Raw genomic sequence first — 14,044 nt, forward strand, 5'->3', positions numbered from 1 at the left:
GTGCCGGAGCGAATGATTTGGTGACCTGGCTGCGCGTCGGCTGTGCCGTCATCGTCATCTTTGCCGTCAGTCTCGTCATGCTGCCGCTGCAGATCCTCTGCCTGCGCTTCGACTGGAAGCTCAGGCGCTATCTGCCGCGCTACTGGCACCGTATCGTCTGCTATTGGCTCGGCGTCCGCATCCACATCGTCGGAAAACTGGAAAGCCGTCGGCCCTTGATGCTGGCCGCCAACCATTCGTCCTGGCTGGATATTCTCGTGCTGTCCGCCGTTGCCGACGTCGCCTTCATCGCCAAATCGGAAGTGCGGGACTGGCCAATCTTCGGCCAGTTCGCTGAATGGCAGAAGAGCGTCTTCATTGAGCGCGAGCAGAAGCGCAAAACCGGCGATCAGGTGAACGAAATCGCCGAGCGCATGGCCAATGGCGAGATCATGGTGCTGTTTCCCGAAGGCACGACCTCGGATGGCAACCGCCTGTTGGAGGTCAAATCCTCGCTGTTTGGCGCCGCTGCCGCCGCTCTGCCGAAAACACCGGATGCCGTCGTGCATGTGCAGCCGGTAGCTGTCGCCTATACCCGCATCCACGGCATCGCCATGGGCCGCTACTATCGCCCGATCGCCGCCTGGCCAGGTGATATCGAGCTGGTGCCGCACCTGAAGGATATCGTCGCCTGTGGCGCCATCGATGTCGATGTCTGCTTCGGCGAATCCGTGGAGTATCGCGCCGACACCAAGCGCAAGGACGTCAGCGCCACTGTCGCGCGGCGCATCCGCACCATGCTCGCAAGCCGGCTGCTAGGTCGCGAGATTGCCTGATATCCGGGCGATTTCAACTTTTTCATTTTCTCTTGGAGCAAAAGCCACTACATAGCGGCCATGACCAAGGACAGCTTAACTCTCGACGCCCCGGAGCCGAACGCCCTGCAGCTCGGCCCCCGTGATGGCTCCAACAGCCGCAAGGTTTTCATCAAGACCTACGGCTGTCAGATGAACGTCTATGACTCCTCGCGGATGAGCGATGCGCTTGCCCGCGACGGCTATGAGCCGACCGAGGACATGGAAGAGGCCGATCTGGTCCTGCTGAACACCTGTCATATCCGCGAGAAGGCCGCCGAAAAGGTCTATTCCGCGCTCGGTCGCCTGCGCGACATGAAAAAGCGCAAGGCCGCCGACGGTCGCGAGATGATGATCGGCGTCACCGGCTGCGTCGCCCAGGCCGAGGGCGAGGAAATTCTTCGTCGTGCGCCCGCCGTCGATGTCGTCATCGGCCCGCAGACCTATCACCGCCTGCCGGACGCGCTGCGCCGCGCCAAGGAAGGCCACCGGGTTGTGGATACGGAATATGCGCTTGAGGATAAGTTCGAACATCTGCCGACGCCCGAGAGATCGAAAATCCGCGCTCGCGGTGTTACCGCGTTCCTGACGGTGCAGGAAGGCTGCGACAAGTTCTGCACTTTTTGCGTTGTACCCTATACGCGCGGCTCCGAAGTCTCCCGTTCGGTCGCCCAGATCGTCGAAGAGGCTGAAAAACTTGTGGATGGCGGAGTGCGCGAAATCACGCTGCTTGGCCAGAATGTCAACGCCTGGCACGGCGCCGGACCTAATGGCGAGGCCTGGAGCCTTGGCGATCTGCTCTATCGGCTGTCGGACATTCCGGGTCTTGCCCGGCTGCGCTACACCACCAGCCACCCGCGCGACATGGACGACCGGCTGATATCGGCGCACCGCGACTTGCGCACACTGATGCCCTATCTGCACCTGCCGGTACAGTCCGGCTCCGACCGGATTCTGAAGGCGATGAACCGGCGGCATACAGCCGCCGAATATCTTGCCCTGATCGAGAAAATCCGCGCTGCAAGGCCGGATATCGCCATTTCCGGCGATTTCATCGTCGGTTTCCCGGGGGAGACAGAACAGGATTTTGCGGATACAATCTGTCTGGTGGAGGAGGTGAACTATGCGCAAGCCTTCTCGTTCAAATATTCGACCCGTCCGGGAACGCCCGGTGCGGAGCTGAAGGACCAGGTGCCGGAAGAGATCAAGGCGGAACGGCTTGAACGGTTGCAGGCGTTGCTATTGAAGCAGCAGCACGCTTTCGCGGATGCCTGTGTCGGCAAGGTGGTCGATGTGCTCCTGGAAAAGCCTGGCCGGATGCCGGGACAGTTGATAGGTCGCTCTCCCTGGCTTCAGTCTGTGAATATTGATGCAAAAGCATCGCAAATCGGTGACATTATAAACGTACGAATCACCGGGACCAGCACCAACAGCCTTTTTGCTGAATTGCTCTAGGTTTCGGACCGGCACAAGGAGCCACACCGCTTGAACGGACAGGAATTGGTTTCTTCATCATCGCGCCAGCCCCGCATCGCGAGCGACGCCAATCACTTCATCCTGACGTTCGAGAACAATCGGTTCGCCAGTGAACTTTTCGGACAGTTCGATCAGAACCTGAAGCTACTGGAGGAGCGTCTGGGTATAGACGCCCGCGCCCGCGGCAATTCCGTCGTCATCACCGGCGATGTCTCGGCCACCAACCAGGCGCGCCGCACCCTCGATTATCTCTATGACAAGCTGCAGAAAGGTGGGAATGTGGAGCGCTCCGACGTGGAAGGGGCAATCCGTATGGCGGTTGCCGCCGACGACCAGCTGACGTTGCCGACCATGGAGAAAAAAGCCAAGTTGACGATGGCGCAGATTTCGACGCGCAAGAAGACGATCATTGCGCGTACCCCGACACAGGATGCCTATATGCGGGCGCTGGAGCGTTCCGAGATGGTCTTCGGCGTCGGTCCCGCCGGCACCGGCAAGACTTATCTCGCCGTCGCCCACGCCTGCCAGCTTCTGGAGCGTGGCGCCGTCGAGAAGATCATCCTGTCCCGCCCGGCGGTCGAAGCCGGCGAGCGCCTCGGCTTCCTGCCCGGCGACATGAAGGACAAGGTCGATCCCTATCTCCGTCCGCTCTATGACGCGCTCTATGACATGATGCCGGCCGACAAGGTCGAGCGCGCCATCACCGCCGGCGTTATCGAAATCGCGCCGCTCGCCTTCATGCGCGGTCGTACGCTCGCCAACGCCGTCGTCATCCTCGACGAGGCGCAGAACACCACGGCGATGCAGATGAAGATGTTCCTGACTCGTCTCGGCGACAATGGACGAATGATCATCACCGGCGACCCGAGCCAGGTCGACCTGCCGCGCGGTGTCAAGTCCGGCCTGGTAGAGGCCCTGGATCTGCTGACCGGCGTCGAGGGTATCACCATCGTCCGCTTCAGGGACGTAGACGTCGTTCGCCATCCGCTGGTGGCGCGCATCGTCAGGGCCTATGATGCGACCTATGCCGTCCCCGCTGTGGGCGGTGGCGGTGAGGTCGATCCGCAGATCTGATGGCCGATCTCGATATACAGATCGGCGTCGAGGAGGGCGACTGGCCCTCCGAAGACGTCTTGCAGGCTTTGGCCGAGCGCGTTCTTGGCGCGGCGGCGGCTTATCTCAGAAAAAATGAGAAGCAGCCTTTTCCGAAGACGGCGCTGGAAGTGTCGCTCGTCTTTACCGACGATGCCTCCATCCGAGAGATCAATGCGGAGTGGCGCAAGCAGGACAAGGCGACCAATGTCTTGTCTTTCCCCGCTTTTCCGCTGGTTCCCGGCGGCAAGCCCGGCCCGATGCTCGGCGATATCATTGTCGCCAGGGAGACGGTTGAGCGCGAGGCGGTTGAGCTGGAAAAGAGTTTTGACGACCATCTGACGCATTTGATGGTGCATGGTTTCTTGCATCTCTTCGGCTACGACCATATGAATAATAGCGAAGCCGAAAGAATGGAGGGGCTGGAGACTCGCATTTTGGCGAAGCTTAGCCTATCTGATCCCTATGCGGGGCAGGACCCCATTTGACTTGAACCCTGTCTGATCAGGAACAATGAGCGACTTTACGACAAGACCGGCCTCCGAGGCCAAAGACGGCGCCGACTCCGCCTCCTCCGATGAGGCAGGCAGTAGTAGCAACGGCAAACGATCGCAATCTTCCTTCTGGGCACGCGCAGCGCGCATTCTACGTCCGGCTCAAGGGTCAGCACGACTGCGCGAGGATCTCGCCGACGCGTTGATTGCCGGCGCAACGGATGACGATGCCTTTTCACCGGACGAGCGGGCGATGCTGCACAACATCCTCCGCTTCCGCGAAGTGCGGGTCGAGGACGTCATGGTGCCGCGCGCCGATATCGAGGCGGTCGACCAGAACATCACCATCGGCGAGCTGATGATCCTCTTCGAGGAGAGCGGCCGCTCGCGCATGCCGGTCTATGCCGAAACGCTGGATGACCCGCGCGGCATGGTGCATATCCGCGACCTCCTGTCCTACGTCGCCAAGCAGGCGCGCAACAAGCGCCGCGCCGGTAATGGCAAGACTGCCGCCGCATCCGCATCGGCTACAAGCCCGGCCGAAAAGCCGGCGCGCTCGACCAAACCGAATTTCGACCTTTCACGCGTCGATCTCCAGAAGACGCTGGCGGAAGCCGGCATCATCAGGAAGATCCTGTTCGTGCCGCCCTCGATGCTTGCCTCGGATCTTCTGCGGCGCATGCAGGTCAACCGCACGCAGATGGCGCTCGTCATCGACGAATACGGCGGCACCGACGGCCTCGCATCGCATGAAGACATCGTCGAAATGGTCGTCGGCGATATCGATGACGAACATGACGACGACGAGGTGATGTTCAAGCGCGTCTCCGAAGACGTCTTTGTCGCCGATGCCCGTGTCGAACTGGAGGAGATCGCCGCGGCGATCGGCTCCGATTTCGATATCAGCGAGCAGGTGGACGAAGTGGATACGCTGGGCGGTCTGATCTTCTCCGCGCTCGGCCGCATCCCGGTGCGTGGCGAGGTCGTTCAGGCGCTGCCGGGCTTCGAGTTCCATATTCTCGATGCCGATCCGCGCCGCATCAAAAAGGTGCGCATCACCCGCAAGCGTCACGCCGCGCGTCGCCGTCCGGCCAAGGCGGACGGTGAGGGAAGCGGGCTCGACCGCGATCTGCCGTCGCCGGATGCTCTTTCCGAGGGATCTTCGGCCGAACGGAATGCCGCCAGCCAATAGAGCGGTTCAGCGCTTCATGGAATCGCTTCGCCGCTCTATTCTTTTGTTTGACGCAATTCCGGACGGAAAATGGCTACACACTTTTCCTGGAATTGTTTCAGGCGGCGCTTCAACAGGACAAATCGCTGCTTTTTTGAAAGACTGCGGCCAATTGATTCGCAGTTTTGACGGAGCGCGCGCATGGAACGGCTTTCGGGCAAGGTGATCCTCGTCTGGGGTTTCAAACGCGCATTGCTTGCCATTCTCGCCGGAGCCATCGGCGTCCTGGCGCTGCCGCCCTTCGGCTTCTTCGCGGCGATGTTCGTATCCTTCACATTGCTCGTCTGGCTGCTGGATGGTGCCGCTGCCGGCCCTGACAGCGGTTTTCTCGGCCGTCTGTGGCCTGCTTTTACCACCGGCTGGCTGTTCGGCTTCGGCTATTTCGTCGCCGGTCTCTGGTGGCTCGGCCATGCGCTTCTGATCGATGCCGATCAATTCGCCTGGGCACTGCCGCTGGCGATCCTCGGACTGCCTGCCTTCCTGGCGATTTTTTACGGTGTGGCGGCGGCGCTTTCCCGCCTGCTCTGGTCCGATGGCATGGGACGTATTGCCGCACTCGCCTTTAGTTTTGGTCTATTGGAATGGCTGCGCAGCTTCCTTTTCACCGGCTTTCCCTGGAATGCCATCGGTTATGGCGCCATGCCCATACCGATGATGATGCAATCGGTGCATGTAATCGGCGTGCTCGGCGTCACCGCGCTTGCGGTCTTCGTTTTCGCCGTCCCGGCCCTGCTCGGAACGCGTCAGGGCCGGATGTTGGGGATTGGGATTGCCGTACTCATCGCCGCGGAGCATTTCGGCTACGGCTACTACGCGCTCAACCTGCCGGTGCCGCCAGCGGTGGCCGGCAAGACGGCTCCGGTGGTGCGCATCGTGCAACCTGCGATCGACCAGGAAGCCAAGATGGATACGGCGGCCGATCGCAACGCCATCTTCGACAAGCACCTTTCGCTTTCAGTTCAGCCGCCGGCGAATGGCGGCAAGCGGCCCGATATCATTGTCTGGCCGGAAACCGCTATCCCTTTCATTCTGACCGATAATCAGGACGCGCTCACCCGCATTGCCGACCAGCTCGACGACGACCAGATCCTGATCACAGGCGCGGTTCGGGTCGAGGATATGGGGCCGGGTGTCGAGCCGCGTTATTACAATTCCGTCTATGTCATCGACGGTCGCGGCCAGATCATCGGCGCTTCCGACAAGACCCATCTCGTTCCTTTCGGCGAATATGTACCCTTCGAGAATATCCTCAGCTATCTCGGCATCCAGAATGTCGTCGAGCTGCCGGGCGGCTTCTCAGCCGCCGCGAGCCGGCAATTGCTGACGCTGCCTGATGGCATCAAGCTCTATCCGCTGATCTGCTATGAAATCATCTTTCCGAACGAGATGACGCCGGAAATCCGGCAAGCGGACGCCATTCTGAATGTCACGAACGATGCGTGGTTCGGAGATACGCCCGGTCCCTACCAGCATTTCCTGCAGGCGCGGGTGAGGGCGGTCGAGCAGGGGCTGCCGCTGATTCGCAGCGCCAATACCGGCGTTTCGGCCTATGTTGACGCTCACGGACGTTTGATTTCCGGTATCGATTTTAATGAGCAAGGATTCGTCGATGCCACTTTGAGTGGCGCAACCGTATCGCGAATCGACGATAGCGTACGAAAGGCCTATTTCTGGTTGATCATCGGCATACTCGGCATGATCGCTGTGATTTCACGCATGGGTTTTATTTCAAGGTCGAATTGACCAAAAAACCCTAAAATTGCATAGTGCTTGCCGTACGCCATTTTGTACGTAAACTAGAAGTCGGGTGGGCGTCGGCTGCAACGTGGCGTTAATAGGGGCGGTTAAGGGCACCGGGTGGCAGGACCTGTATTCAACCTATGTTAGGGTAAACTAATGATTGAGAATAAAAAGAAGCCGAACCCGATCGACATTCATGTCGGTAGCCGCATTCGCCTTCGCCGCACCATGTTGGGCATGAGCCAGGAAAAGCTCGGCGAGAGCCTCGGAATTACGTTCCAGCAGATCCAGAAATACGAAAAGGGCACCAACCGCGTTGGCGCCAGCCGCCTTCAGAATATTTCAAGCATTCTTAATGTCCCCGTTTCCTTCTTTTTCGAAGATGCTCCGGGCGATCACACGACGACCGCCGGCGGCTTGGCCGAGGCCTCCAGCTCCAACTATGTGGTTGATTTCCTGTCTTCCTCTGAAGGGCTACAGCTCAACCGCGCTTTCGTGAAGATTTCCGACGGCAAGGTCCGCCGCAAGGTGGTTGAACTCGTCAAGGCGCTCGCGGCCGAGGCCGACGCGGAGTAAGTATTTCGCGGCAGCGCCATAGCGATAAAGTCAAAAGGCGGTCATTTGGGCCGCCTTTTGCATGTTTGGCGGAAAAATTTATCGCCTTCGCCGGGATATAAAGATATATTTATGTCCTTCTGTGGCTTGTTTTTCGAGCCCGACACGAATATCAAAAGAGAAGATTTGTTCTTTGAGGGGAATCCCGCATGCGCGCGAATTATCTGTTTACCAGCGAGTCTGTTGCCGAAGGTCACCCGGATAAAGTTTGTGACCGTATCTCCGATGAAATCGTTGATCTGGTTTACCGCGAAGCCGCAAAGACCGGTATCAACCCGTGGGGCGTGCGCATTGCCTGCGAGACCCTTGCCACCACCAACCGTGTCGTCATCGCCGGCGAAGTTCGCCTGCCGCCGAGCCTGATGAAGAAGGACAAGGACGGCAACGACGTCATCAATCCCTCGAAGTTCAAGGCTGCCGCTCGCCGCGCCATCAAGGATATCGGCTACGAGCAGGACGGCTTCCACTGGAAGAAGGCGCGCATCGACGTACTCCTGCATTCGCAGTCCGCCGACATCGCCCAGGGCGTCGACAGCGCCTCCGACCAGCAGGGTGACGAGGGTGCTGGCGACCAGGGCATCATGTTTGGCTATGCCTGCCGCGAAACCCCGGATCTCATGCCGGCGCCGATCTACTATTCGCACAAGATCCTGCAATTGCTCGCGACCGCCCGCAAGAAGGGCGACGGCGACGTTGCCAAGCTCGGCCCGGATGCCAAGAGCCAGGTGACCGTCCGCTACGTCGACGGCAAGCCGTTCGAGGCAACCTCGATCGTGCTGTCCACCCAGCATCTCGATGAGAGCTGGGATTCGAACAAGGTTCGCGCCGTCGTCGAGCCCTACATCCGCGAAGCCCTCGGCGAGCTGAAGATTGCGTCGGATTGCAAGTGGTACATCAATCCGACCGGCAAGTTCGTCATCGGCGGTCCGGATGGTGATGCGGGCCTGACCGGCCGCAAGATCATCGTCGACACCTACGGCGGCGCTGCGCCGCATGGCGGCGGCGCCTTCTCCGGCAAGGACACGACCAAGGTCGACCGTTCCGCCGCCTATGCCGCGCGCTATCTGGCAAAGAACGTCGTTGCCGCCGGTCTCTCCGACCGTTGCACGATCCAGCTTTCCTATGCCATCGGCGTTGCCCAGCCGTTGTCGATCTATGTCGACCTGCACGGCACCGGCAACGGCGTTACCGAAGATCAGGTTGAAGAAGCGATCCGCAAGAACATGGATCTTTCGCCGACCGGTATTCGTCGCCATCTCGACCTCAACAAGCCGATCTACGCCAAGACCTCGGCCTATGGCCATTTCGGCCGCAAGGCCGGCCGTGACGGCTCGTTCTCCTGGGAGCGCACGGACCTCGTCAAGGCGCTGAAGGAATCGGTGAAGATCCGGGAAGCTGCATGATCGATACGGAGCGTCGCTCACGGGCGACGGAAGCATTCTTCGGCCGGCGCAAGGGTAAAGCCTTGCGCGGCCAGCAGGCCGAAAAGCTTGAAACACTGCTGCCGCGGTATCTCGTCGACCTTTCCACGCCTGCGCCTCGGCCGCTGAATGACCTGTTTCCGGCGCCGACCGAGCGTCTGCGCCTGGAAATCGGTTTCGGCGGCGGCGAGCACCTGATCCATAGGGCACTCGAGCATCCGACGACCGGCTTCATCGGCGTCGAGCCGTTCGTCAATTCCATGCAGAAGCTGCTAGCCAGCATCGACGAGACCGGCGCCAGCAATATCCGCGTCTATAACGACGATGCGACGCAACTGCTGGACTGGTTGCCGGACGCCTGTTTCGACCAGATCGATCTGCTCTATCCCGATCCCTGGCCGAAGAAGAAGCACTGGAAGCGTCGGTTTGTCTCGCAGGTGAACCTCGAACGTTTCCATCGCGTCCTGAAACCCGGCGCGCGCTTCTGCTTTGCCTCCGACATCGACACCTATGTCAACTGGACGCTGCAGCATTGCCACGCCCATGGCGGCTTCGAATGGACGGCCGAAAACGCCGCCGACTGGCTGACACCCTACGAGGGCTGGCCGAGCACGCGCTATGAGGCGAAAGCCCGGCGCGAGGGGCGGTCTTCCGCCTATCTGACATTCAAGAGAGTTTAAGCGGCCGTTTCGGGGTTGTTGGAGATTGATCTCCAGACATTCAGGCTTCTCGTGCCGCATCGGGCCTGACGCAGCCCTGCCGGGCTGCGTGCATCGAAGTCGCGGCGATTTCGCTCCGCCGCCTCGTCCTCCCGGCGCTTAATGCAGGCTGACCGTCTTCAACTCGTCCTCGGCTGCCTTGTAAAAGGTGCTGGACCGGTTGTCGGTCAGAAGGATCGGGGTGCCGTCGGCGCCGAAGAGCGCCCAGAGGTCGACATCGGGATCGATATCGGACGGCGCTTCAGGGAAGCAACGGGACACTTCTTCGGAGCGTATTTTTCGAATATAGGCAACCTCACCGCTGCCCAGATGGGCAAGTTCGGATTGGGTCAGGCGGGCAGTGGCTTCTCTCATAAGCATGTTCGTACCTCCAGTATGAGGGACCAACGGCAATCAGCCGTTGTCCTACTGTGAGACCGAAATGTTAATTTTCTTTACCATACGCGCCGGCTCCGGCCGAATGAGGTCGACGGAGAGCAGTCCGTTCTTCAAAACGGCGCCAAGCACCTGCATGCCGTCGGCCAAAACGAAGACGCGCTGGAACTGGCGAGCCGCAATGCCGCGATAGAGATAATCGCGTTCTTCCTGCTCCACCTGCCGGCCGCGGATGAGAAGCTGGTTTTCTTCCGTGGTGATGTCAAGCTCGTCCTCGGAGAAGCCGGCAACCGCAAGCGTGATGCGCAGGCGTTCGGGCTCGCCCGAAACACGATCGGGGCGCATGCGTTCGATATTGTAGGGGGGATAACCATCGCTGGCCTTGGAAATCCGCTCCAGCGTCTTTTCCATGGTATCGAAGCCCAGAAGAAGAGGGCTGGCAAAAGGCGTCGTCCGGCTCATCGTCAAGTCCTTGGTAGCAAGCGACCTTTCCGGACCTGATCTTCAGCACCCGGTTGCGGTTAATATGGGGGCATGAGGAGGGGAGTGCAAGACAGTCCGGTTTCGCACCTGCGAAATCAGTTTCGCTCTGGAAACGTCAGGCGCCATCCCATCCATGTGGCTGCTTGACAAAGCGCCGGCGGGCTCGCATCAAGTCCTGCCGATCTGCACCGGAGGGAAGCCACAGACATGACCGAGCCCAGAAAAATCATCATCGATACCGATCCCGGCCAGGATGACGCCGCCGCTATATTGCTCGCCTTCGGAAGCCGCAAGGAGCTCGACGTGCTCGGCATTACGACGGTCGCCGGCAATGTGCCGCTGGCGCTGACGAGCCGCAATGCCCGCATCGTCTGCGAGCTCTGCAATCGCCGCGACGTCAAGGTCTTTGCCGGCGCCGATGCGCCGATCAAGCGCAAGCTGGTCACTGCTGAGCATGTGCACGGCAAGACCGGCCTCGACGGTCCCGAACTGCCCGAACCGACCATGGTGCTCCAGCCGGGCCACGCCGTCGATTTCATCATCGAAACGCTGCGCAACGAGCCGGAGGGCACCGTCACGCTCTGCACGCTCGGCCCGCTCACCAATATCGCGCTTGCCTTCCAGAAGGCACCCGATGTCGTTGGCCGCGTGCGCGAGCTGGTGATGATGGGCGGCGGTTTCTTCGAGGGTGGCAACATCACGCCGGCCGCCGAGTTCAACATCTATGTCGACCCGGAAGCCGCCGACGTCGTCTTCCGCTCCGGCGTGCCCATCGTCATGATGCCGCTCGACGTTACCCATCAGCTTCTCACCCGCAAGGATCGCGTCGCGCGCATCGCCGCCATCGGCTCTGCGCCGGCCAAGGCCATGGTCGAGATGCTAGAATTTTTCGAACGTTTCGACATCGAGAAATACGGCTCCGACGGCGGTCCGCTGCACGACCCGACCGTTGTTGCCTATCTGCTGAAGCCAGAGCTCTTCAAGGGTCGTGACTGCAATGTCGAGATCGAAATCACCTCCGAACTGACGGTCGGCATGACCGTGGTCGATTGGTGGCACGTGACCGACCGCAAGCGTAACGCCAAGGTCATGCGCGACGTCGATGCCGACGGCTTCTTCGCGCTGCTGACGGAGCGTTTCGCGCGCATCTGACATTTGCGCGAACTAGTTCAATGCGAAAGGCCGCCGGGATGAACCGGCGGCCTTTCGCATTTCTCTTTAGTCGGATCAGAATTCTTCCCAGTCGTCCCGAGCCAGCGCATTGGCGCCTTGCGTCTGAGACTGCGCCCTTCGGGCCGGCGGGGCGGGACGCCGGGCAGGTGCGGGTGCGCGCATCTGCTGGGCCGTGGCACGCAGCGTTGCGGCATTGTCCTGCGTGCCATGCGACGTGCTGAAGCGGGCGACAAGCGCTCTCAGCGTCTGGGCTTCATCGTTCAGCGTCACGCTGGCGGCGGTGGTTTCCTCCACCATCGCCGCGTTCTGCTGCGTCACCTGGTCCATCTGGTTGACCGCCGAGTTGATTTCCTTCAGCCCGATTGCCTGCTCGCTGGCCGAAGCCGAGATCTGGCGGATGAGGCCGTTGATCTCCATCACCTGCTCGGCGATCTTGTGCAGCGCATTGCCGGTGTGGCCGACAAGATCGACACCTTCCTTCACCTGACCGGCCGAGGTGTTGATCAGGGTCTTGATTTCCTTGGCGGCGTTGGCGGATCTCTGCGCCAGTTCACGCACCTCCTGCGCCACGACCGCAAAGCCCCTGCCGGCGTCGCCGGCGCGGGCGGCTTCGACGCCGGCGTTCAGTGCCAGAAGGTTGGTCTGGAAGGCGATCTCGTCGATGACGCTGATGATGCGCGAGACCTCCTGCGACGATTGCTCGATGCCTCGCATGGAGGCGATCGCCTTTTGGACGATTTCGCCGGAGCGTCCGGCATCTTCCGACGCCGCATTGACGCTGCTGGCCGCCGTGCGGGCATTCTCGGCGCTGGAATTGACCTGGGCGGTCAGCTGGTTGAGCGCGGCCGCGGTCTCTTCCAGGCTTGCCGCCTGCTGTTCGGTGCGCCGGGCAAGGTCGGAGGCGCTGTTGCTGATTTCGCCGGTGCCATTGCCGATATTGCCGACGCTGAGGTTCATCGTGTGCACGGTCTCTTCGAGGCTGGCGAGGGCTTCGTTGAAATCCTGCTTCAGGCTGGCATATTCACCCGGAAACTCCTCGGCAATGCGATGGCCGAGATTGCCCCTGGAAAGCTCCGCCAGGCTCTGGCCGAGAATGGTGACGATGCGCCGCTGCAGCGCCACGCTTTCGCCGCGCTCAGTCTCCGAGCGAGAGCGCTCGCCTTCGGCGGCGCGGCGCTGGTCGTCGGCCTCTGTTTCCAATCGCTTCGCATCGGCAAGCCCAAAGCGGAAGCCCTCGAGCGCCTTGGCGACCGAGCCGATCTCGTCTGTGCCAGTCTGGCCCTCGACCGGTTCGCCATAGTTGCCGGCGCTGAGGCTGTTGACGCTGGCAACCAATCCGCCGAGCGGCTTCTGCACGAAGCTGCGGACTGCGGCATAGAGGGCCAGCATGACGGCGGTGAGCACCAGAATGCCGCCAATGATCATCATGTAGGTCTGATCACGCACGGGTGCTTCGATCGCGCTATGCGGCACATCGACGAGAACGACCCAGGTGGCGTTGAGGCCCGGCACGGCGAAGGGATAGACCACCCGGTCGAATGCCTCCCCACCGCTGTCGGCAAGGTTCTTCAACAGGCCCGCCGTCGACGAGGTCAGCGCGGCCTTGATGACGTCGGCGCCGTCGCCGTTATAATCCTTCATCAGCAATTCCTTGCTCGGCGCCACCAGCCACTTGTTGTCCTGGGAGACCAAGAGGACACGACCCGAGCCGAAGGGATGCAGGTTCTGCAGCTTGGTGGACAGCGATGCGAGTGAAATATCGACGCCGGAAACGCCGACCAGCTTGCCGCCGGACATGACCGGATAGGCGATCGAGCTCATGGTCGTCGGAACCTCGGTGCCCTCGGCCATATAGGGCGGCGTGATCGCGCCCTTGCCGCTGTCGGCGGCGAGCTTCCACCATGCGGCGGTGTAGTCGTTGTCGAAGGTGGAGTACTGGATGCCGCCGTCCTTGGTCTTCGACCAATAGGGCGTGAATGCACCCTTGTCGTTGACGCCTTCGTCCTTGTTGCCGGCAAGCTCCGTCGTCTTGCCGTCGAATGTGCCGAGCTGCTCGCAGAACCAGCTGCCGAAGGCGAAGGCGTTCTGCTCGACATTGGCCTTGAGGATATTGATGATGCCCTTGCGATCGAAGGTGTGGCCCTCGTGGCCACGGCCGATCACGGCGGCCATCGAGCGGGCGGCGCTGGCAAGTTCGCCGACATTGGCGGCGATCTCGTTGGAGATGGACTTGGCCTCGCTATTGGCCTGGTCCATCGTCAGCGTCTGGACGCGATCGCGTGTCTGGGAAATCAGCAGGAAATTGGAGACGAACAGAACGAGCGCAATCGCCAACCCTGTGACCAGGATGAGCTTGGCCGCAAGCGACTTCATACGAAAGATGGACATCATT

At 60.8% G+C, this 14,044-nt stretch carries 13 protein-coding genes; 10 read left to right on the forward strand and 3 right to left on the reverse strand.

Annotated features, from left to right (window positions below):
- Positions 1-17: 17 nt before the first annotated feature.
- The 9 genes from olsA (at position 18) to trmB (ending at position 9,582) form a co-directional block, all read left to right on the forward strand.
- The gene (olsA, locus tag EX00_RS19140; RefSeq protein ID WP_047461330.1) at positions 18-815 is read left to right on the forward strand and encodes a lyso-ornithine lipid O-acyltransferase; all 798 of its coding nucleotides are present in this window, start codon (positions 18-20) and stop codon (positions 813-815) included.
- Between the two features lie 60 nt (positions 816-875).
- Entirely contained in the window at positions 876-2,288 is a 1,413-nt protein-coding gene (miaB, locus tag EX00_RS19145) for a tRNA (N6-isopentenyl adenosine(37)-C2)-methylthiotransferase MiaB (protein WP_047461332.1), read from the forward strand.
- A 30-nt stretch (positions 2,289-2,318) separates the two neighbouring features.
- Positions 2,319-3,383 (forward strand): PhoH family protein, encoded by a 1,065-nt coding sequence (locus tag EX00_RS19150; protein ID WP_047461335.1) that lies wholly within the window; start codon positions 2,319-2,321, stop codon positions 3,381-3,383.
- Entirely contained in the window at positions 3,383-3,889 is a 507-nt protein-coding gene (ybeY, locus tag EX00_RS19155; protein WP_047461339.1) for an rRNA maturation RNase YbeY, read from the forward strand. Before EX00_RS19150 ends, ybeY begins: the two co-directional genes overlap by 1 nt.
- Positions 3,890-3,914: 25 nt before the next feature.
- Positions 3,915-5,087, forward strand: coding sequence for a hemolysin family protein (locus EX00_RS19160; RefSeq protein WP_047461340.1), 1,173 nt, complete (start codon positions 3,915-3,917; stop codon positions 5,085-5,087).
- Positions 5,088-5,267: 180 nt separating this feature from the next.
- A complete protein-coding gene (gene lnt, locus EX00_RS19165; protein WP_047461342.1) occupies positions 5,268-6,869 on the forward strand; it encodes an apolipoprotein N-acyltransferase in 1,602 nt (533 codons plus the stop codon).
- 153 nt (positions 6,870-7,022) lie between these two features.
- Entirely contained in the window at positions 7,023-7,442 is a 420-nt protein-coding gene (locus EX00_RS19170) for a helix-turn-helix domain-containing protein (RefSeq protein WP_007695410.1), read from the forward strand.
- Positions 7,443-7,630: 188 nt separating this feature from the next.
- A complete protein-coding gene (gene metK / locus EX00_RS19175; protein WP_047461344.1) occupies positions 7,631-8,884 on the forward strand; it encodes a methionine adenosyltransferase in 1,254 nt (417 codons plus the stop codon).
- A complete protein-coding gene (gene trmB, locus EX00_RS19180) occupies positions 8,881-9,582 on the forward strand; it encodes a tRNA (guanine(46)-N(7))-methyltransferase TrmB (RefSeq protein WP_047461346.1) in 702 nt (233 codons plus the stop codon). The genes metK and trmB overlap by 4 nt, the downstream gene beginning before the upstream one ends.
- A gap of 138 nt (positions 9,583-9,720) precedes the next feature.
- On the opposite strand, the gene EX00_RS19185 is transcribed toward trmB, so the two are convergent.
- Positions 9,721-9,981 (reverse strand): BQ00720 family protein, encoded by a 261-nt coding sequence (locus EX00_RS19185; RefSeq protein WP_007695413.1) that lies wholly within the window; start codon positions 9,979-9,981, stop codon positions 9,721-9,723.
- A 45-nt stretch (positions 9,982-10,026) separates the two neighbouring features.
- Complete coding sequence (locus EX00_RS19190; RefSeq protein WP_047461348.1) at positions 10,027-10,458, reverse strand: Hsp20 family protein; 432 nt, start codon at positions 10,456-10,458, stop codon at positions 10,027-10,029.
- 228 nt (positions 10,459-10,686) lie between these two features.
- Here EX00_RS19190 and EX00_RS19195 point away from each other — a divergent pair, with 228 nt between their 5' ends.
- Complete coding sequence (locus EX00_RS19195) at positions 10,687-11,631, forward strand: nucleoside hydrolase (RefSeq protein ID WP_047461350.1); 945 nt, start codon at positions 10,687-10,689, stop codon at positions 11,629-11,631.
- A 75-nt stretch (positions 11,632-11,706) separates the two neighbouring features.
- Here EX00_RS19195 and EX00_RS19200 read toward each other — a convergent pair whose 3' ends face one another.
- Positions 11,707-14,040 (reverse strand): methyl-accepting chemotaxis protein, encoded by a 2,334-nt coding sequence (locus EX00_RS19200; protein WP_047461872.1) that lies wholly within the window; start codon positions 14,038-14,040, stop codon positions 11,707-11,709.
- Between the last annotated feature and the right edge of the window lie 4 nt (positions 14,041-14,044).

Origin of the sequence: Martinezella rhizogenes (assembly GCF_000799715.1) — a bacterium.
GTDB classification, from domain to species: domain Bacteria; phylum Pseudomonadota; class Alphaproteobacteria; order Rhizobiales; family Rhizobiaceae; genus Rhizobium; species Rhizobium rhizogenes_C.